The 18,147-nt window shown below is 66.9% G+C and carries 19 protein-coding genes; 6 read left to right on the forward strand and 13 right to left on the reverse strand.

The annotated features are described in order from the left end of the window. Nucleotides 1-27: 27 nt before the first annotated feature. Entirely contained in the window at nucleotides 28-717 is a 690-nt protein-coding gene (locus tag FG99_RS23480; protein ID WP_043272533.1) for a GntR family transcriptional regulator, read from the forward strand. Nucleotides 718-1,068: 351 nt separating this feature from the next. Here the strand turns inward: FG99_RS23480 and FG99_RS23485 are convergent, their stop codons facing one another. The 8 genes from FG99_RS23485 to FG99_RS23520 form a co-directional block, all read right to left on the reverse strand. Continuing rightward, nucleotides 1,069-2,154 carry an IS110 family RNA-guided transposase gene (locus tag FG99_RS23485; RefSeq protein ID WP_081884568.1) on the reverse strand — a complete coding sequence of 362 codons (1,086 nt, stop codon included), beginning with the start codon at nucleotides 2,152-2,154 and terminating at the stop codon, nucleotides 1,069-1,071. Between the two features lie 525 nt (nucleotides 2,155-2,679). After that, the gene (vapC, locus tag FG99_RS23490) at nucleotides 2,680-3,093 is read right to left on the reverse strand and encodes a type II toxin-antitoxin system tRNA(fMet)-specific endonuclease VapC (protein ID WP_043272534.1); all 414 of its coding nucleotides are present in this window, start codon (nucleotides 3,091-3,093) and stop codon (nucleotides 2,680-2,682) included. Beyond that, nucleotides 3,093-3,323 carry a type II toxin-antitoxin system VapB family antitoxin gene (gene vapB / locus FG99_RS23495; protein ID WP_009620639.1) on the reverse strand — a complete coding sequence of 77 codons (231 nt, stop codon included), beginning with the start codon at nucleotides 3,321-3,323 and terminating at the stop codon, nucleotides 3,093-3,095. Before vapB ends, vapC begins: the two co-directional genes overlap by 1 nt. Nucleotides 3,324-3,507: 184 nt before the next feature. After that, nucleotides 3,508-4,209: an ATP-binding cassette domain-containing protein gene (locus FG99_RS23500; protein ID WP_009620638.1), complete on the reverse strand. Its 702-nt coding sequence runs from the start codon at nucleotides 4,207-4,209 to the stop codon at nucleotides 3,508-3,510. A gap of 3 nt (nucleotides 4,210-4,212) precedes the next feature. Beyond that, a complete protein-coding gene (gene livG / locus FG99_RS23505) occupies nucleotides 4,213-4,980 on the reverse strand; it encodes a high-affinity branched-chain amino acid ABC transporter ATP-binding protein LivG (protein WP_009620637.1) in 768 nt (255 codons plus the stop codon). Continuing rightward, a complete protein-coding gene (locus FG99_RS23510; RefSeq protein ID WP_043272535.1) occupies nucleotides 4,977-6,230 on the reverse strand; it encodes a high-affinity branched-chain amino acid ABC transporter permease LivM in 1,254 nt (417 codons plus the stop codon). Before FG99_RS23510 ends, livG begins: the two co-directional genes overlap by 4 nt. Further along, entirely contained in the window at nucleotides 6,227-7,147 is a 921-nt protein-coding gene (gene livH, locus FG99_RS23515; RefSeq protein ID WP_009620635.1) for a high-affinity branched-chain amino acid ABC transporter permease LivH, read from the reverse strand. Before livH ends, FG99_RS23510 begins: the two co-directional genes overlap by 4 nt. A 119-nt stretch (nucleotides 7,148-7,266) precedes the next feature. After that, nucleotides 7,267-8,388, reverse strand: coding sequence for a branched-chain amino acid ABC transporter substrate-binding protein (locus FG99_RS23520; protein ID WP_043272536.1), 1,122 nt, complete (start codon nucleotides 8,386-8,388; stop codon nucleotides 7,267-7,269). A gap of 305 nt (nucleotides 8,389-8,693) precedes the next feature. Between FG99_RS23520 and FG99_RS23525 the strand changes: the two genes are divergently transcribed. Next, the gene (locus tag FG99_RS23525) at nucleotides 8,694-9,011 is read left to right on the forward strand and encodes a DUF2288 domain-containing protein (RefSeq protein ID WP_043272537.1); all 318 of its coding nucleotides are present in this window, start codon (nucleotides 8,694-8,696) and stop codon (nucleotides 9,009-9,011) included. A 65-nt stretch (nucleotides 9,012-9,076) separates the two neighbouring features. Next, complete coding sequence (locus FG99_RS23530) at nucleotides 9,077-9,442, forward strand: DUF5064 family protein (RefSeq protein WP_009620632.1); 366 nt, start codon at nucleotides 9,077-9,079, stop codon at nucleotides 9,440-9,442. Between the two features lie 549 nt (nucleotides 9,443-9,991). On the opposite strand, the gene phnE is transcribed toward FG99_RS23530, so the two are convergent. Genes phnE through FG99_RS23550 form a run of 4 tightly spaced genes read right to left on the reverse strand, consistent with a single transcriptional unit; the run spans nucleotide 9,992 to nucleotide 13,243 of the window. Further along, entirely contained in the window at nucleotides 9,992-10,774 is a 783-nt protein-coding gene (phnE, locus tag FG99_RS23535) for a phosphonate ABC transporter, permease protein PhnE (protein WP_051879160.1), read from the reverse strand. After that, nucleotides 10,771-11,592 (reverse strand): PhnE/PtxC family ABC transporter permease, encoded by an 822-nt coding sequence (locus tag FG99_RS23540; RefSeq protein WP_043272538.1) that lies wholly within the window; start codon nucleotides 11,590-11,592, stop codon nucleotides 10,771-10,773. The genes phnE and FG99_RS23540 overlap by 4 nt, the downstream gene beginning before the upstream one ends. Then, nucleotides 11,586-12,389, reverse strand: a complete 804-nt coding sequence (locus tag FG99_RS23545) for a phosphonate ABC transporter ATP-binding protein (protein ID WP_043272539.1) — start codon at nucleotides 12,387-12,389, stop codon at nucleotides 11,586-11,588. Before FG99_RS23545 ends, FG99_RS23540 begins: the two co-directional genes overlap by 7 nt. Next, nucleotides 12,386-13,243, reverse strand: a complete 858-nt coding sequence (locus FG99_RS23550) for a putative selenate ABC transporter substrate-binding protein (protein ID WP_043272540.1) — start codon at nucleotides 13,241-13,243, stop codon at nucleotides 12,386-12,388. Before FG99_RS23550 ends, FG99_RS23545 begins: the two co-directional genes overlap by 4 nt. 169 nt (nucleotides 13,244-13,412) lie before the next feature. Here FG99_RS23550 and FG99_RS23555 point away from each other — a divergent pair, with 169 nt between their 5' ends. From FG99_RS23555 to FG99_RS23565, 3 genes are all read left to right on the forward strand, one after another. Next, the gene (locus FG99_RS23555; protein WP_043272541.1) at nucleotides 13,413-14,300 is read left to right on the forward strand and encodes an NAD(P)-dependent oxidoreductase; all 888 of its coding nucleotides are present in this window, start codon (nucleotides 13,413-13,415) and stop codon (nucleotides 14,298-14,300) included. An 11-nt stretch (nucleotides 14,301-14,311) separates the two neighbouring features. Beyond that, the gene (locus FG99_RS23560; protein WP_043272542.1) at nucleotides 14,312-15,103 is read left to right on the forward strand and encodes a hydroxypyruvate isomerase family protein; all 792 of its coding nucleotides are present in this window, start codon (nucleotides 14,312-14,314) and stop codon (nucleotides 15,101-15,103) included. A gap of 132 nt (nucleotides 15,104-15,235) precedes the next feature. Beyond that, nucleotides 15,236-16,900 carry a phosphoethanolamine transferase gene (locus tag FG99_RS23565; RefSeq protein ID WP_043272543.1) on the forward strand — a complete coding sequence of 555 codons (1,665 nt, stop codon included), beginning with the start codon at nucleotides 15,236-15,238 and terminating at the stop codon, nucleotides 16,898-16,900. A gap of 99 nt (nucleotides 16,901-16,999) precedes the next feature. On the opposite strand, the gene FG99_RS23570 is transcribed toward FG99_RS23565, so the two are convergent. Then, a complete protein-coding gene (locus tag FG99_RS23570) occupies nucleotides 17,000-17,449 on the reverse strand; it encodes a universal stress protein (RefSeq protein WP_009620619.1) in 450 nt (149 codons plus the stop codon). Nucleotides 17,450-18,147 lie beyond the last annotated feature (698 nt).

Raw genomic sequence — 18,147 nt, forward strand, 5'->3', positions numbered from 1 at the left:
ATCGCGCCCGGAACCTGCGAGGAGCCCATGAACTACCCCATCGACGGCCTCAACCACGCCTACCTGGGCAGCGGCGTCTACGCGCTGCTGCGCGAGGCGCTGATCACCGGACGCTTCCAGCCCGACGACCGCCTGCGCATCCGCGACCTGGCGCAGCAACTGGGCACCAGCGTGACGCCGGTGCGCGACGCCATCCTGCAACTGGCCAAGGAGCAGGCCCTGGTGCTGCGCACGCCAAGGGACATCCGCGTGCCGGTGCTGAGCCGCGAGCAGTACCTGGAAATCCGCAGCATCCGCGTGGCCCTGGAGGGCCTGGCCGCCGAGACCGCGGCCAGCCGCGTCACGCCCGCGCAACTGGCGATGCTGGAGAAGAACATCCGCGACAACCTCGCGGCCATCCACGCCGACGACCTGGTGGCGGCGCTCAAGCTCAACCAGGCCTTCCACTTCGCCCTCGCCGAGATCGCCGGCATGCCGCTGCTCAAGGGCTTCCTCGACAGCCTGTGGATGCGCACCGGGCCGCTGATCGCGCGGACCTACGGCAGCTTCAACGAACGCATGGCGGTGGAGCACCACTGGGAGGTGCTGCACGCGCTGCAGCAAGGCGATGGTGCCGCGGCGCGAGTGGCCATCTGCGCCGACCTCACCGATGGCAGCCAGAAGATGCTGGAGTTCCTCGCCCAGCGCGAAGAGGACGAGGCGCGGGCGGCGGGGTGAATCCCCCATGGGAATGGCGCGGGTGGGGCAGCGTAGGAGCGGATCTCATCCGCGAACCGCGCCGGTGGTTCCGGTTATCGCGGACAAGGTCCGCTCCTATGTATGGACTCACCCCCACCGTCAACCCGCTTTTGAACATGAAAACCCGACTGCATCTATGTATTAGGCCTGTTCGAGGAAGCCACGTCGGGCTTCTGGCCAACATTGGGTAAGCCCGCGGAATGCCGATTACAAAGAGGCCTCGAAGGCCGGTAGGAGCGTAGGCATCGATCCGCGACGGTCTGACCAGGGGTCAATGTTCTTCAGCAAGGGTTGGAGCGACTTGGCGCCCCGTTGGCGGGAACTCGTTGATCAGTGGCTCATTTCCATCTCCCGGCAAGCATTCGGCTTGCGCTGGTAGGTTTGTTCGCTGCACAGCAGCACCCAGGCGATACGCAGGTTGCGGTTGGCCAGTCGCACTGCCGCGCCCTTGCGCCCCAGACGTTGTAGCCAGCGCTGCAGGCGCCGATCATCCGGGTGTTCGGAATCGGGCCGCAGTTGCTTCAACACCGCATGCGAGCCTACGACCATCAGGCTGCGCACATAGGCGTCGCCACGTTTGGTCATCTTGCCCAGCCGCACCTTCTGCCCGCTGCTGTGCTGGTCGGGCACGATGCCGAAGTAGGCAGCGAACTGACGCGCATTGGCGAAACGTTCCGGCTCGACCTGTTTGGCCAGCAAGGCCGTAGCCGTGATCGGACCGATACCACGTACCGTCATCAGCCGTTTGGCTGTCGGGTCGGCGGCGGCACAGGCTTCCAGACGCCCGGTCAGCGCGGCGATACGCTCGCCCAGCCGTTTCCATTCGTTCAGCATCTCGTCGATCAGCTCGCGCAGCAGCGCCGGCAACGGCTGTCTAGCGTCTTCCAGCACCCGGGTGACACCTTGCTTCAAGCCCACATCCCCCTGCGCCAGGGCGATACCCTGCTCCAGCAGCAGCCCGCGGATCTGATTACCCATGGCGGTGCGCCGCCGCACATAGCCCCGCCGGACACGGTGCCAGGCCTGCATCGCCAGTGCCGCGACGCTCTTCACCGGCACCGACGCAATACTGCTATCCCGGCCCGCCCGCAGAATGGCGTGGGCATCATTGCGATCATTCTTCGCTCCGCTCCGGTGCTCGGCCACCCGCTGGGCCGGCAGGATACGCACCAGGTTGCCCTGCGCCTGCAGCAGCCGGGCCCAGGCTTGTGCTCCAGGACCGGTCTCCATCAGCACCGTCACGCCCTCCGGCAGCTTCTGCAGAAACACCTGAAACGCTTCACGCGACTTGATTCGCTGTTCGTATGCCAGTTGACCCTGGGCGTCTTCCCCCGCCACCTGGAAGACCTTTTTCGCCAGATCCACGGCGACTGTCGTGCACACCGATACATCGGTTGCAGACACCGGCTTATTCATCGTCGTATGCTTTTTCATGGATTCACCCTCACTGTCGGTGGCTTCTTAGACCGCCACCGTGGCGCCTCGACGCCTCGGTGAGGGTGAGTCCATCCAATTACGACCGTGCATTCCTGTGGCTATCCGCCATGTCATGCCGATGTAGCGGGCCCTGCCCGCGATTTCGCGCGCAGGGCGCGCTCCTACTCGCGAATGGTGTTTACCGGCGGCAACTGTGTTTCGGATTGACGCCGCTCCCTCTCCCCAACCCTCTCCCTGAAGGGAGAGGGGGCTGTCCGTGCGACCGGGGAGGGAGGTTTCATCCTGCCGTTTTCGCAGGTCCGCAGAGGGCGCAGTCGTAGGATGGGTTGAGCGAAGCGATACCCATCGCCATGCATGACCGAGCGCCGGCCTTTTCGGTCATGCCATTTCAATGTAGGAGCGCGCCCTGCGCGCGATTCGCAGGCAGGGCCTGTTCCTACGCTACAGGCGTGCACGGCTTCTCGTAGGAGCGAGCTTGCTCGCGAACAGATTCCGCAGCGGCACCTAAGGCGATGGGGCTACGGTCCAGTCCTCCAGGCGCAGCCCCGGCACTCGCTCGAATTCGCGCAGGTTGTTGCTGACCAGGATCAGCCCGCGGGAACGGGCGTGCCCGGCGATCATCTGGTCGTAGGGGCCGATGGGCTTGTCGATTCGCGCCAGTTCGGCGCGCAGTTGCCCGGTGTGGGCCGCCGCGTTGCCGTCGTAGTCGAGCACTTCCAGGCGGGCGGCGAAGCCTTCGACGATGCCCAGGTCGTGTTCCGGCATGGAGGACTTCTCGGCGCCGTATATCAGTTCCATCAGCGTCACCGAGCTGATCGCCAACTGCCCATGGTGCTGGTTGAAGGCCTCGCGAACGACTTGCGGCTTGTTCTTGATGGTGAAGATGCAGATGTTGGTATCGAGCATGAACTTCAGCATCAGAACCCCTCGCGTTCCTGTTCCGCCGGTTGCTCGCGCTCGCTCATGAAGTCGGCGCTGACGTTCTCGCCGTCGAACCAGCTGTCCCAGCTCTCCCCGGCCGGGGTGAGGATGCGGGTTCGGCCGATGGCCACGACGTCCACGCGCTTCACGTCTTCAGGCAGCGCGACGGCCTTGGGCAGGCGCACGGCCTGGCTGCGGTTGCTCTGGAATACGGCGCCTTGTTCCATGTTCGGCCTCCGAGAAGGGGAGGTTCCATGGTAAGGCGAACTTGGGATATGTCAACGGGATATACCAGGCTTCAATCGTAGGATGGGTTGAGCGAAGCGATACCCATCGCCAGGACTCGACCCATCCTGCGAAGAACCAAAGAAAAACGGCCCCGAAGGGCCGTTTTCTCTTGCCGCAAGAGGCTCAACCCCCCAGGTAGGCGTCGCGCACCTTGGGGTTGACCAGCAGGTTGGCGCCGGTGTCCTGCATCACGATGTGGCCGTTCTCCAGCACGTAGCCGCGGTCGGCGAGCTTCAGCGCCTGGTTGGCGTTCTGCTCGACGAGGAAGACGGTCACGCCTTCGCTGCGCAGCTGTTCGATGATGTCGAAGATCTGCTGGATGATGATCGGCGCCAGGCCCAGGGACGGTTCGTCGAGCAGCAGCAGCTTGGGCTTGCTCATCAGCGCGCGGCCGATGGCGAGCATCTGCTGCTCGCCGCCGGACATGGTGCCGCCGCGCTGGCTGAAGCGTTCCTTCAGGCGCGGGAACAGGCCCAGGACGCGGTCCATCTGCTCCTGGTAGTCGCCCTTGCTGGTGAAGAAGCCGCCCATGGCCAGGTTTTCCTCGACGGTCAGGCGGGCGAACACCCGGCGGCCTTCGGGGACCACCGCGATGCTCTTGCGCATGATGTGCGAAGACTCCTGGCCGACCAGTTCCTCGCCGAGGTACTTGATGCTGCCGGAGGCCGCCCGCGGCGAGCCGCAGAGGGTCATCAGCAGGGTCGACTTGCCGGCGCCGTTGGCGCCGATCAGGGTGACGATCTCGCCCTGCTGCACTTCCAGGCTGACCTCGTGCAGGGCCTGGATCTTGCCGTAGAAGGTGGAGACCTTGTCGAACTTCAGCATGGCTCAGGCCTCCCCCAGATAGGCTTTGATCACGTCCGGGTTGTCGCGGATCTGCTCCGGGGTACCGTCGGCCAGGGGCGTGCCCTGGTTGATCACGTAGATGTGGTCGGAAATGCTCATCACCAGCTTCATGTCGTGCTCGATCAGCAGCACGGTCACGCCGTGCTCGGCGCGCAGCATGGCGATCAGCGCCTTGAGGTCCTCGGTCTCGCGCGGGTTGAGGCCGGCGGCCGGCTCGTCGAGCATGAGGATCTGCGGGCGCGTCATCATGCAGCGGGCGATCTCCAGGCGGCGCTGCTGGCCGTAGGCCAGGGTGCCGGCCGGGCGGTTGGCGACGTCCTTGAGGTTGACCACTTCCAGCCAGTGCGCCGCGTAGTCCAGCGCCTCGGCCTCGGCGCGGCGGAACCCGGGGGTCTTCAGCAGGCCGGCGAAGAAGTTGGTGTTGATGTGCCGGTGCTGGGCCACCAGCAGGTTCTCCACCGCGGTCATTTCCTTGAACAGGCGGACGTTCTGGAAGGTGCGCACCACGCCGCGGTGGGCGATCTTGTGGCCCGGCAGGCCCTGGATCGGCTCGCCGCGCAGCAGGATCTGCCCGCCGGTGGGCTGGTAGAAGCCGGTCAGGCAGTTGAACACGGTGGTCTTGCCGGCGCCGTTGGGGCCGATCATCGAGACCACCTGCTTTTCCTCGACCTTGAGCGCGACGCCGTTGACGGCCAGCAGGCCGCCGAAGCGCATGGTCAGGCCGGATACTTCAAGAATCGGTCGACTCATTTACGCAACTCCAGGTGCGGGCGCTGCATCGGCAGCAGGCCCTGCGGACGCCAGATCATCATCAGCACCATGATGGCGCCGAACATCAACATGCGGTATTCGCTGAACTCGCGCATCAGCTCGGGCAGCAGGATCATCACCACGGCGGCGAGGATCACTCCCAGCTGCGAGCCCATGCCGCCGAGGACGACGATGGCGAGGATGGTGGCCGACTCGATGAAGGTGAACGACTCCGGGGTCACCAGGCCCTGGCGCGCGGCGAAGAAGCTGCCGGCGAAGCCGGCGAAGCAGGCGCCGAGGGTGAAGGCGGAGAGCTTGATGATGGTCGGGTTCAGGCCCAGCGCGCGGCAGGCGATCTCGTCCTCGCGCAGCGCTTCCCAGGCGCGGCCCAGGGGCATGCGCAGCAGGCGGTTGATGACGAACAGCACCAGCAGCACCAGCAGCAGCGCCACCAGGTAGAGGAACACGACCTTGTAGTTGGAGTTGTAGGCGATGCCGAAGAACTCGTGGAAGGTCTGCATGCCCTCGGGGGCGCGGCGCTCGAAGGTAAGGCCGAGCAGGGTGGGCTTCTCGATGCTGCTGATGCCGTTGGGGCCGCCGGTCAGGCCGGTGAGGTTGCGCAGCAGCACGCGGATGATCTCGCCGAAGCCCAGGGTCACGATCGCCAGGTAGTCGCCGCGCAGGCGCAGCACCGGGAAACCGAGCAGGAAGCCGAACAGCGCGGCCATCGCCCCGGCGATCGGCAGGCAGGTCCAGAAGCCCAGGCCGTAGTAGTGCGAGAGCAGCGCGTAGCTGTAGGCGCCCACGGCGTAGAAGCCGACGTAGCCCAGGTCGAGCAGGCCGGCGAGGCCCACCACGATGTTCAGGCCCAGGCCCAGCAGCACGTAGATCAGCACCAGGGTGGCGATGTCCACCGCCCCGCGCGAGCCCCAGAAGGGCCAGGCCAGGGCGACCAGGATCATCACGATGATCACCTTGCGCTGCACCGAAGGCTGCGTCAGCGAGCGGTACAGGAAGTTGTTCTCGCCCATGTGCAGGGTACGGCCACGGCTGAAGCTGAAGCGGTCGCGCACCAGCTGCCAGACGAACATGGCCACGGCGCACGCGGCGATGGTCCACAGGGTGCTGGGGCTGACGCCTTCCAGCTGCAGGCCGATGCCGATGACGCTGAGTTTCACCCCGAGGATCGGGTAGGCCACCGCCAGCACCAGCAGGGCGCTGAAGAAAGCCGTCTTGAGTCGCTTGTTCATACCTTCTCCACCTCCGGACGACCGAGCAGACCGGTGGGGCGGAACAGCAGCACCAGGACCAGCAGGCTGAAGGCCACCACGTCCTTGTACTGGTCGCCGAACACGTCGGCGCCGAAGGCTTCGGCGACGCCCAGCACCAGGCCGCCGAGCATGGCGCCCGGGATGCTGCCGATGCCACCGAGCACCGCGGCGGTGAAGGCCTTGATGCCGGCGAGGAAGCCGATGTTCGGGTTGATCACGCCGTACTGCAGGCCCAGCAGCACCGCGGCCACGGCGGCCAGGGTGGCTCCGATGACGAAGGTCAGGGCGATGATGTTGTTGGTGTTGATCCCCAGCAGGTTGGCCATCTTGATGTCCTCGGCGCAGGCGCGGCAGGCGCGGCCCAGGCGGGAACGGGAGATGAACAGGCTGAGGCCGTACATGGCCAGCAGGGTGACGATGAAGATCAGCACCTGCATGTACGAGACGGTCACCCCGTAGGTGGGATCGCCGAAGACGAAGTTCCCCGGCAGCAGGTTGGGGATGGCCTTGTCCTTGGAGTCCTGGGCGAGCAGGACCTCGTTCTGCAGGAAGATCGACATGCCGATGGCCGAGATCAGCGGGATCAGCCGGTTGCTGCCGCGCAGCGGGCGGTAGGCGATCCGTTCGATGCTGTAGCCATAGGCGCTGGTGACGATGATGGCGGCGGCGAAGGTGCAGAAGATGACGATCGGCAGGCTGACGATCCCCATCATGGCCAGGCCGGTGATCACGATGAAGGCTACGTACGAGCCGATCATGTAGACCTCGCCATGGGCGAAGTTGATCATGCCGATGATGCCGTAGACCATGGTGTAGCCGATGGCGATCAGGGCATAGGTGCTGCCAACGGTAAGGCCGTTGACCAGCTGTTGCAGGTAGTGATAGAGCTCAGGCATCACCTAACTCCTCGGGCGTCGCGTGAAGCGGCGCTTGTGGCGCGACGGACCCCCGGAATACGCGGAATAAACAAAGCCCACTGCGGGCGCAGTGGGCTCTGGACCTCAGGCGGCGGACCTTATTTGACTTCGGTCTTGGTGCCGTCCTTGTGCCACTGGTAGACCACGAAGTTGAAGTTCTTCAGGTCGCCCTTCTCGTCGAAGGCCAGGGCACCGGTGGGCGTATCGAAGGTGTTGCTGCGCAGGGCGGTGGCGACCTTTTCGGTGTCCTCGCTGCCGGCTTTCTTGATGCCGTCGGCGATGACCTGCACGGCGGCGTAGGCCGGGAACACGAACGGGCCGCTCGGGTCCTGGTTCTTGGCCTTGAAGGCGGCGACCAGGGCCTGGTTCTTCGGATCCTGGTCGAAGGACTTCGGCAGGGTCACGTACAGGCCTTCGGAAGCCGGGCCGGCGATGGCGGAGATTTCCTTGTTGCCGACGCCTTCCGGGCCCATGAAGCCGACTTTCAGGCCTTTCTCGGAAGTCTGGCGCAGCAGCAGGCCCAGTTCCGGGTGGTAGCCGCCGTAGTAGACGAAGTCGACCTTGGCCTGCTTGAGCTTGGCGATCAGCGAGGAGAAGTCCTTGTCGCCGGCGTTGATGCCTTCGAACAGGGCGACTTTCACGCCGGCGTCTTCCAGGGTCTTCTTGACCGCGGTGGCGATGCCTTCGCCGTACTGCTGCTTGTCGTGGATGACCGCGACGATCTTCGGCTTGACGTGCTCGGCGATGAACTTGCCGGCGGTCGGGCCCTGCATGTTGTCCAGGCCGATGGTGCGGAAGATCAGCTTGTAGCCGCGGCTGGTGATGTCCGGGCTGGTGGAGGCCGGGGAAATCATCAGGACGCCTTCGTCCTCGTAGATGTCCGAGGCCGGCTGAGTGGAGCTGGAGCACAGGTGGCCGACGACGAACTTGACGCCGTCGTTGACGATCTTGTTGGCGACCGCCACGGCCTGCTTCGGATCGCAGGCGTCATCGTAGACCACGCCTTCGAGCTGCTTGCCGTCGACACCGCCGGCCTTGTTGATCTGTTCGATGGCCATCTTGGCGCCGACGAACTCCATCTCCCCGTACTGGGCGACCGCACCGGTCACCGGACCGGCCAGGGCGATCTTGATGGTATCGGCGGCCATCGAATAGCTGGCGACGCCGGCCAGGGCCATGGCGGTCAACAGTTTGGAAAGACGTTGGGTACCCTTTTTCATAATGCTCCACTCTTTCTTGTGTTTTCGTTCTTGTGGTTCGTGGCCGCGGTTCGACGGGCTTTGCGCCCGGGGGAAGCCGCCGGCAACTGTACCGGTACAGTGTAGAGTGCCGCTTCGCCGCTTGAAAAGCCGCTGGCGGCGGGGCGTTTCGCCCCATGTCGCAAAGACGAAACAAACGTATAGAAAAACGGCGTTGTGCCAGTAGCCCTCCTTTGGTCACATCCACCCCCCGCGCAACTCCCGGGAAACTTGCCTGGCGACGACCGGGCGGTATCATGGCGCCGCCTGATTTCCCGGTGAGTACCATGACTGAACAAACTAGCACCCTCTATGCCAAGCTGCTCGGCGAGACCGCGATGATTTCCTGGCAGGAGCTGCAGCCGTTCTTCGCCCGCGGCGCCCTGCTGCAGGTGGGCGAGGCCGTCGACCTGGTGGAGGCCGCGCAGGCCGTGGCCGAGGACGACCGCCAGAAGGTCGCCGCCTGGCTGGCCAGCGGCGACCTGGCGCGGGTCGACGAGGCCCGCGCCCGCGACTTCCTGGAGCGCGACCCGCAGCTGTGGGCGGTGGTGGTGGCGCCCTGGGTGCTGGTTCAGGAGCGTGCGGAAAAAAACACGCTGCATTGACCCGGGGCGGCTTGCGTTGCCCGCAGGCGAGCTAGACTTGCGGGACCACTGCAAGGAGTCACGTCATGTTCGAGCCTGGTCACCTGCATCTCCACGCCCTGCCGGGCCTTGACCAGCAGGCGCTGGATATCAACCTGTACTACGAGATTCGCCACGACGCCGAGAAGGGCGCCTACGTCCACTTCACCATGGACGGCAGCATCGACGGCAATGCCTTCAAGGAAGAGTTCGACATGCCCAAGGACCAGGCCTTCAACTTCGCCAGCGATGCCACCCGCATTGCGCAGAAGCATGGCCTGCACCCGCGCTTCGGGCCGATCGTGCGTATCCACAAGGAATACGATGCGATGTTCGAGGACATCCGCGTCAAGCTGGGGACCCAACCGGGCGACCCGGTGGACCTGGACAAGGTGCTCCATGGCGGCGAGTGAGCCGCGATATGAAGAAGCCCGGCGTGTCAGGCTGTGTGAAAACCTCCGGATCGGTCCAGCTGGTTAAAAAACAACCTGGATTTCGCGTTTCTACGCGGATTCTGGGTTGGCTGAATAGCCAAGCCTTTTCAGATTTCACGTAGGAACGCACTCTTCGAAGAGCCGCTCGGGTTTTCACACAGCCTGGTGTGCCGGGCTTTTTCATGGGCGCGAAACCGCTGGGTTGCCACCGGTAACCGCGAACGGCGTCTCCCGCAAGGCGCAGGAGAAACACCGTCGTAGGATGGTGTTGAGCGAAGCGATACCCATCGTCACGGCAGTTACCGGGGGGACCGGCGTGGGAGAGGAATCCAATCGCGGACGGAGTCCGCTCTACTGTCCTGCGGGCCGCGCCGAGGCGCTCTTCGTAGGATGGTGTTGAGCGAAGCGATACCCATCACCGCAACCGCATGGGTTTCGCAAGCTCAACACCATCCTACGAAAAGCCATGCTCGCTCATGCGGTAGGAGCGGACTCCGTCCGCGATTCGGCGGATAACGCCGTAGGCTGTCAGGCGCTGACCCACCGCTGCCGCGCCCAGGCGCTGAGGGTGTCGACGCCCAGCACCAGCACCAGCATGGCGAGGATCACCGTGGCCGCCTGGGCCTGCTGGAACAGGCTGAGGCTGAAGTAGAGCATCTGTCCCAGGCCGCCGGCGCCGACGAAGCCGAGCACGCTGGCCATGCGGATGTTGTTCTCCCAGCGGTAGAGGATGTAGGCCACCAGCTGCGGCCAGACCGCCGGCAGGGTGCCGTAGGCGAAGGCGGCGACCCGCCCGCTGCCGCCCAGGCGCAGGGCTTCGGCGGGTTCGGCCGGGGTATTTTCCAGGGCCTCGGCGAACAGCCGGCCGAGCACGCCGCCGGTGTGCAGGGCCAGGGCCAGGGTGCCGGCGTTGGGGCCCAGGCCCGCGGCCAGCACCATGAGCGCGCCCCACACCAGTTCCGGCACCGCGCGCAGGGCGTTGAGGACGAAGCGCGCCAGGCTCTGCGCGGCGGCGCCGAAGCGGCCGGCGGCCGGCAGGGCGAAGAGCATCCCCAGCAGCGCCGCGAGCAACGTGCCCAGGGCCGACATGGCCAGGGTTTCCAGGGCGCCGCGGCCCACCGCGCTCAGGTGCGTGGCGGACAGGTCCGGCGGGAAGAAGTCGCTGGCGTAGCCGAGCATCTGCCGCAAGCCTTCGCCGCTGAGCAGGCCGTCGCTGTCGACTTGCAGGTAGACGAAGGAGGCCACCACCGCGAGCAGGATCGCCAGGCTCCAGCCGATGGCGCGCAAGAGGCCGGCGCGGGCGCGGTTCATTCCAGCCTCCGGCGCAGGAAGCGGCTGAGCTGGTCGGCGCCCAGCACCAGCAGCAGGAAGGTCAGCAGGATGCTCGCCACTTCGCCGCCGGCGAACATGCGCAGCGACAGGTCGACCTGCTGGCCGAGCCCGCCGGCGCCGACGAAGCCCATGACCACCGAGGCGCGGATGGCGCACTCCCAGCGGTACACGGTGTAGGAGATCATCTCGCTCGCCGCCTGGGGCAGCAGGCCGTAGGCGAAGGCGCCCAGGCGCGAGCCGCCGCCCAGCAGCAGCGCGCGGGTGGGGCGCGGGTCCACCGATTCGAAGATTTCCGCGTAGACCTTGCCGAGCATGCCGCCGTAGGTGATGGCGATGGCCATGACGCCGGCGGTGGGACCCAGGCCGACGGCGCGGACGAACAGCAGCGCCCAGACGATTTCCGGGATGCTGCGCAGCACGATCAGCAGCAGCCGCACCGGCCAGCGCAGGGCCCGCGCCCACCAGGCCGGCAGGCCGCCGCGGGGCAGGGCGGACAGCGACAGCGCGCGGGTGGCCAGCAGCGCGGCGGGGAAGGCGATCAGCCAGGCCAGGGCCATGCCGGCGGTGGCGATGGCCAGGGTTTCCAGGGTGGCGCGGCCGAGGATGGCGAGGAATTCGGCGTCGTGGGCCGGCGGCCAGAACCCGGCGAGGAAGCCGGCCATGGTGCGAGCGTTGTCGCCAGTGAACAGGCCGGGGATGTCCAGTTCGCTCAGGCGCAGGCCGGGCCACAGCAACAGCAGCGTCAGGGCGGTCAGCAGCAGCCGCGGCAGAGCGGCGGGGTCGCGGGGTTTCAGCATCGCGGGATCTGCACCACGTGCAGGGGCTCGACCGGCGTCGGGGCATCCAGGCTCAGCTGTTCGTTGGCGTAGAGCTGCTGCAGGTCGTCCGGGCTGACGCTGGCGGCCGGCTTGTCGAAGACGATGCGCCCGTCGCGGATGCCGACGATGCGCGGGAAGTGCGCCAGGGCCAGGTCCACCGCGTGCAGGCTGGCCAGCAGCGTCAGGCCACGGTTGGCGGCCTCGCGGGTGAGCAGGTCGAGGGTGTGCCCGGCGAGCACCGGGTCCATCGCCGAGACCGGTTCGTCGGCCAGCAGCAGCTGCGGCTGCTGGTACAGCGCCCGGGCGATGCCGACGCGCTGCAGCTGGCCGCCGGAAAGCTGGTCGCAGCGCTGGAACAGCTTGTCGGCCAGGTCCAGGCTGCGCAGGGCCTCGCGGGCGCCGTCGATGTCCAGCGGGTAGAGCAGGCTGGCCAGGCTCTTCCACAGCGGCCACTGGCCGAGGCGCCCGGCCAGCACGGCGTTGACCACCCGCTGGCGCGGCGGCAGCGGCGGCGCCTGGTGGATCAGGCCGATGCGCGCGCGCAGGCGCTGGCGGGCCCGGGCGCCCAGGCGCCAGGGCTGGCTGCCGAGCAGTTCGATCTCGCCGTGGCTGGGCTTCAGCGCGGTGGCCAGCACGCGCAGCAGGGTGGTCTTGCCGGCGCCCGAGGGGCCGATGATCGCCACCCGCTCGCCGGCCTCGACGCTCAGGTCGATGCCGGCGAGGGCGCGCTGGCCGTTGGCGTGCTGGTGCTCCACGCCGGTCAGGCGCAGGCTCACTTCAACAGGCCGGCGGCGCGGGCCGACTCCTCGATGCCCTTGTAGTTCTCGGGCTTGGTCTCGATGAAGCGGCTGGCCGCCTGCAGGTCGAGGATGGCCTTGTCGCGCGGCTTGCTCGGGTCGAGGTCGAGGAAGGCCTGCTTGATCTTCTCGGCCAGGGCCGGGTCGAGGTTGCCGCGCACCGTCCAGTTGTAGTCGTAGTAGGTCGGGGTGGTGGCGAAGACCTTCACCTTGTCGGTGTCGACCTTGCCGGCATCCACCAGCTTCTGCCACACCGAGGCGTTGAGCACGCCGGCATCCACCTTGCCGGCCTGGACCCAGGCCACGGTGGCGTCGTGGGCGCCGGAGTAGGCCACGCGGGAGAAGAACTGCTCGGGGACGATGCCGTCCTTCTGCATGAAGTAGCGCGGCATCAGGCTGCCGGAGGTGGAGGACACCGAGCCGAAGGCGAAGGTCTTGCCCTTGAGGTCCTGCAGCGACTTCACGTTGGCATCGGCAGTGATGAACTTGCTGGTGAACTGCTGATCCTGCTCGCGCTGCACCAGCGGGATGGCGTTGCCGGTCTTCAGGCGTGCCTGGACGAAGGTGAAGCCGCCCAGCCAGGCCATGTCCAGGCGGTCGGCGGCCAGGGCCTCGACCACGCCGGCATAGTCGGACACCGGGATGAACTTCACCGGCATGCCCAGGCGTTCCTGCAGGTATTCGCCCAGCGGCTTGAACTTGCGCAACAGCTCGGTGGGGGCTTCGTCGGGGATCGCCGAGACCTTGAGTTCCTTCAGGGTTTCGGCCTGGGTGAAGCTGGCGGAAAGGGACAGCGCAAAGCAGGCGGCGAGCGCCAGGGTGCGTTTCAGCATGGGAGCAGTCTCCGGTTCAATAGCGGAAAAAGCCTGGGAAGTATAGTGGCGGTCTGCCGGTGCGCGTGGAAATGACCACGGCGGCGGGCTCGCAGGCTCGGCGAAGGCGGCGGTGGACGGTTAAGATGGCCGTCCCCGTGCCCGCTATTTTGCCCGACAGGAGCCATCCATGTCTGCCTTGCCCTCCATCGCCTTCGCCGGCCTCGGCCTGATGGGCGTGCCCATGAGCCGCCGCCTGCTGGCCGCCGGCTACCCGTTGACCGTGTGGAACCGCTCCGCCGCCAAGCGCGAGCTGCTGGCCGGGGAGGGCGCCCGCGTCGCGCAGAGCCCCGCGCAGCTGTGCGCGGATGCCGAGATCGTCATGCTCTGCCTGGCCGACACCGCCGCCGTGCGCGAGGTGGTGTTCGGCCCCGGCGGCATCGTCGAAGGGGCGAAACCGGGGCAGTTGCTGGTGGACTTCTCCAGCCTGGAACCGGCCGCTACCCGCGAGATGGCCGCCGAACTCGAAGCCCGCAGCGGCATGCGCTGGGTCGATGCGCCGGTCTCCGGCGGCACCCCGGGCGCCGAGGCCGGCAGCCTGGCGATCATGGCCGGCGGCCGGGTGGAGGACATCGAGCGCGTCCGCCCCGTCCTCGCCCACCTCGGCCAGCGCCTGACGCGCATGGGCGAGGTCGGCGCCGGCCAGGTGACCAAGGTGTGCAACCAGATGATCGTCGCCTGCAACGCCCTGGTGATCGCCGAAGTGGTGGCCCTGGCGGAGAGCGCCGGGGTCGACGCCAGCCTGATCGCCCCGGCCCTGGCCGGCGGTTTCGCCGATTCCAGGCCCTTGCAGATCCTCGCCCCGCAGATGGCCGAGAGCCGCTTCGAGCCGATCAAGTGGCACGTGCGCACCCTGCTCAAGGACCTGGACACCGCGGTCAAGCTGGCCCGCGAGCAGGGCTCGGCCACGCCCATGAGCGGCCTGGCCGCGCAGCTGATGCGCCTGCACGGCAGCCAGGGCCACCTGGCGCACGACCCGGCCACCCTGGTCGAGCAGTACCGCCAACCCCGCGATTGAGGAAAGCCGCCATGCCGATCTGCGCCAACCTGTCCCTGTTGTTCACCGAACTGCCGCTGATCGAGCGCGTGCGCGCCGCCGCCGAGGCCGGTTTCGCCGGGGTGGAGATCCAGTTTCCCTACGAGGTGCCGGCCGCGGCATTGCAGGCCGAGCTGCAGCGCAGTGGCATGCCGCTGGTGCTGTTCAACCTGCCGGCCGGCGACCTGATGCAGGGTGGCGCCGGGCTGGCCGCAGTGCCGGGGCGCGAGGCGCAGTTCGCCGCCGGGCTGCGCCAGGCCCTGGAGTACGCCGAGGTGGCGCGGCCGCAGAAGATCAACGTGCTGGCCGGGCGCCTGGCCGAGGGCGTCGAACGCGAGCAGGCGCTGGCGCTGCTGGCCGAACACCTGCGGCAGACCGCCGAGGCCTTCGCCGGGCGCGGCATCGCGGTGCTGATGGAGGCGATCAACCTGCACGACATGCCCGGCTTCCTGCTCAACACCCCGCAGCATCTGCTGGACATGCTGGCGCGCGTCGGCCACCCGAACCTGGCGGCGCAGCTGGACTTCTACCACATGGCGCGCATGGACCTGGACCTGGCGGATTGCGTGCGCCAGCTGCAAGGGCATATCGGCCACGTGCAGTTCGCCGACGCCCCCGGGCGCGGCGAGCCGGGCAGCGGCGAACTGGACTTCGAGCCGGCGCTGGCGGCCCTGCGGGCCCAGGGCTACGCCGGCTGGCTGGGCGCCGAATACCGCCCGGTCGGCGCCACCAGCGCTGGCCTGGGCTGGTTGCCGGCTTGGCGGGAACGTCTGCAATCGGCCTGAGCCGACAAACGTTGTATCGATTCAGTGGCAAATTTGACACTTTTTTGACTAACTGATCAGTAGATTCGGCGCGCCCGCCGCGACGGCGGGCGATGCCGTTCTTTCCGCTGCGCCCAGTCAAGGAGTGCCTCGATGTCCGAGGGCAACCGCCGCCTGTTACCCACCATCAGTTCCAACCGCCTGGTCCTGCTGTTTTCCCTGGCCCTGGTGCTGTTCTACAACCTCGCCACCTGGAAGGCGCTGGACGGCCTGGTGCCGCTGCAGGGGGCGTACCGCATCGCCTTCTTCGCTTCCTTCGGCGTCTTCCTCTGGGCCGCCTTCACCCTGCTGCTGACCCTGGTGTCGTTCCGCCCGCTGCTCAAGCCGGCGCTGACTCTGGTGGCGCTGTGCTCGGCCGCCGCGGCCTACTTCATGAACAGCTACGGCATCGCCATCGACACGGTGATGGTGCAGAACGTCTTCGAGACCAACCCGGGCGAGGCCGAGGCGCTGTTCAGCGGTAGGCTGGTGGCCTACCTGCTGCTGCTCGGGGCGCTGCCGTCGGCGCTGGTCTGGGCGCTGCCGGTGGCCTACAAGCCGTTCCTGCGCGGGCTGCTGAACAAGGTGCTGGTGGTGTTCGCCTGCGTGGCCGCGGTGGCGGTGATGGTGGGTAGCTTCTATTCCACCTACGCGCCGATCTTCCGCGAGGAAGACAAGCTGACCCACTTCATCAACCCGACCAACTACATCTACGCCGTGAGCAAGTACGGCAAGCAGCGCCTGGGCATCAAGAAGGCCGACCTGGTGGTGCAGAAGATCGGCGAGGACGCGGTGCAGAGCGCCAAGGCCGCGCAACGGGCGAAGAAGTCGCTGTTCGTCTTCGTGGTCGGCGAGACCGCGCGGGCCGACCACTTCTCGCTCAACGGCTACGCCCGCGAAACCAACCCGGAGCTGGCGAAGCTGGACATCCTCAACTTCACCCAGGTGCATTCCTGCGGGACTTCCACCGCGGTCTCGGTGCCCTGCATGTTCTCCAAGTTCCCCCGCGAGGACTACAGCGACAAGAAGGGCAAGACCTACGAGAGCCTGCTGGACGTGCTGCAACGCGCCGGCCTGCAGGTGCTCTGGCTGGACAACAACAGCGACTGCAAGGGCACCTGCCTGCGCGTGCCGCACCGCGACATCCCGAAGAACCAGCCCGGGCCGTTCTGCGACGGCAACCGCTGCCTGGACGAGGCCCTGCTGCAGGACCTGCAGGCGTACATCGATGGCCTGAAGGACAACGCCATCATCGTCCTGCACGCCGACGGCAGCCACGGCCCGGAGTACTACGAGCGCTACCCGGCGGACATGGAGCGCTTCAAGCCGGTGTGCCGCACCAACCAGTTGGGCAGCTGCTCGAAGGACGAGCTGGTGAACGTCTACGACAACACCATCCTCTACACCGATTTCTTCCTGTCGAAGGTCATCAAGCTGCTGAAGAAGAACAGCGACAGGTACGACACCTCGATGCTCTACGTCTCCGACCATGGCGAGTCGCTGGGCGAGAACGGCGTGTACCTGCACGCCGCGCCCTATGCCATCGCCCCGGCGGCGCAGACCCACGTGCCCATGGTGATGTGGTTCGGCCCCTCGACCCTGCGCGACCTGGGCATCGACCGCGGCTGCCTGGCCGGCAAGCGCGACGAGCAGGACCTGAGCCACGACAACCTGTTCCACTCGGTGCTCGGCCTGCTGGACGTGCGCACCAGCCTGTATCAGCCCGGCCTGGACATCTTCCACTCCTGCCGCGGTAACGTGGTGGCGGCGGGTGAATGACGCCGATGCCGTAGCCTTCCGCTTTTCCTACAGGGGCGCTTCAGGTGAAAAAAAGGCCGTGCGGGTCATCCCGCACGGCCTTTTTCATAGGGGTTGGACTTACTTGTCGCGGACCAGCAGCACCGGGCGGTTGCTGACGCGCAGCAGGCCCTCGGCCACGCTGCCCAGCATCAGCCGGCGCACGCCGCGGCGGCCATGGGTGCCCATGACGATCACGTCGGCCTTGGCATCCTCGGCCTCCAGCTCGATACGCTCGGCGACTTCCTCGCTGGCGCGCTCCTGGCACACACGGTCGAACTTCGCCTTGACCTTGTCGCCGACCTGCTCGCGGGCCTTGGCCAGCACGTCGTCGGCGGCCTTCAGCGCGGCTTCGCGCAGCGGCTCGGGGTTGTAGTAGACGGCATAGTCGGGCAGGTGGCGCAGCGGGCTGTCGACGATGGTGATGACGCGCAGCTCGCCGCCAGTCAGTTGCGCCAGCTTGACCGCCTCGCCCAGCGCGCGGTCGGAAACCGGGCTGCCGTCCACTGCTACCAGAATGCGCTCGTACATGATGTATCCCTCAATGAGTGGCTTGGTGGGAAAACTCTAGCTCTCCCCGGGGTGGATTCCCTTGCGCAGCGTCAATAGTAGACCGTGAGGGCGGATGTGCCGGCGGTGGGAGGGGAATGTCCGAGCTGTAGGAGCGCGCGGGCCCTGCCCGCGATTCGCGCGCAGGGCGCGCTCCTACAGGGGAATGGCGTGGGTGGGGCAGCGCGGATCTCATCCGCGAATCGCGCCGGGGTGTCCGGCTATCGCGGACAAGGTCCTACGGGGAGGCATGCCATGCTTCCCGGCGACCTGTAGGAGCGGGCCCTGCCCGCGATTTCGCGCGCAGGGCGCGCTCCTACATGGGAATGGCGTGGGTGGGGCAGCGTAGATCTCATCCGCGAATCGCGCCGGATCGTCCGGCTATCGCGGACAAGGTCCGCTCCTACGGGGGAGGCACGCTGTGCTCCCCTGCAACCTGTACGAGCGGGCCCTGCCCGCGATTTCGCGCGCAGGGCGCGCTCCTACAGGGGAATGGCGGGGGTGGGGAAGCGTAGGAGATCTCATCCGCGAATCGCGCCGGGACGTCCGGCTATCGCGGACAAGGTCCTACGGGGAGGCATGCCGTGCTTCCCGGCGACCTGTAGGAGCGGGCTCTGCCCGCGAAATCGCGCGCAGGGCGCGCTCCTACATTGGGAATGGCGGGGGGGGGGGAGGCCCCG

Origin of the sequence: Pseudomonas sp. AAC, from assembly GCF_000725445.1 — a bacterium.
GTDB lineage: Bacteria > Pseudomonadota > Gammaproteobacteria > Pseudomonadales > Pseudomonadaceae > Pseudomonas > Pseudomonas citronellolis.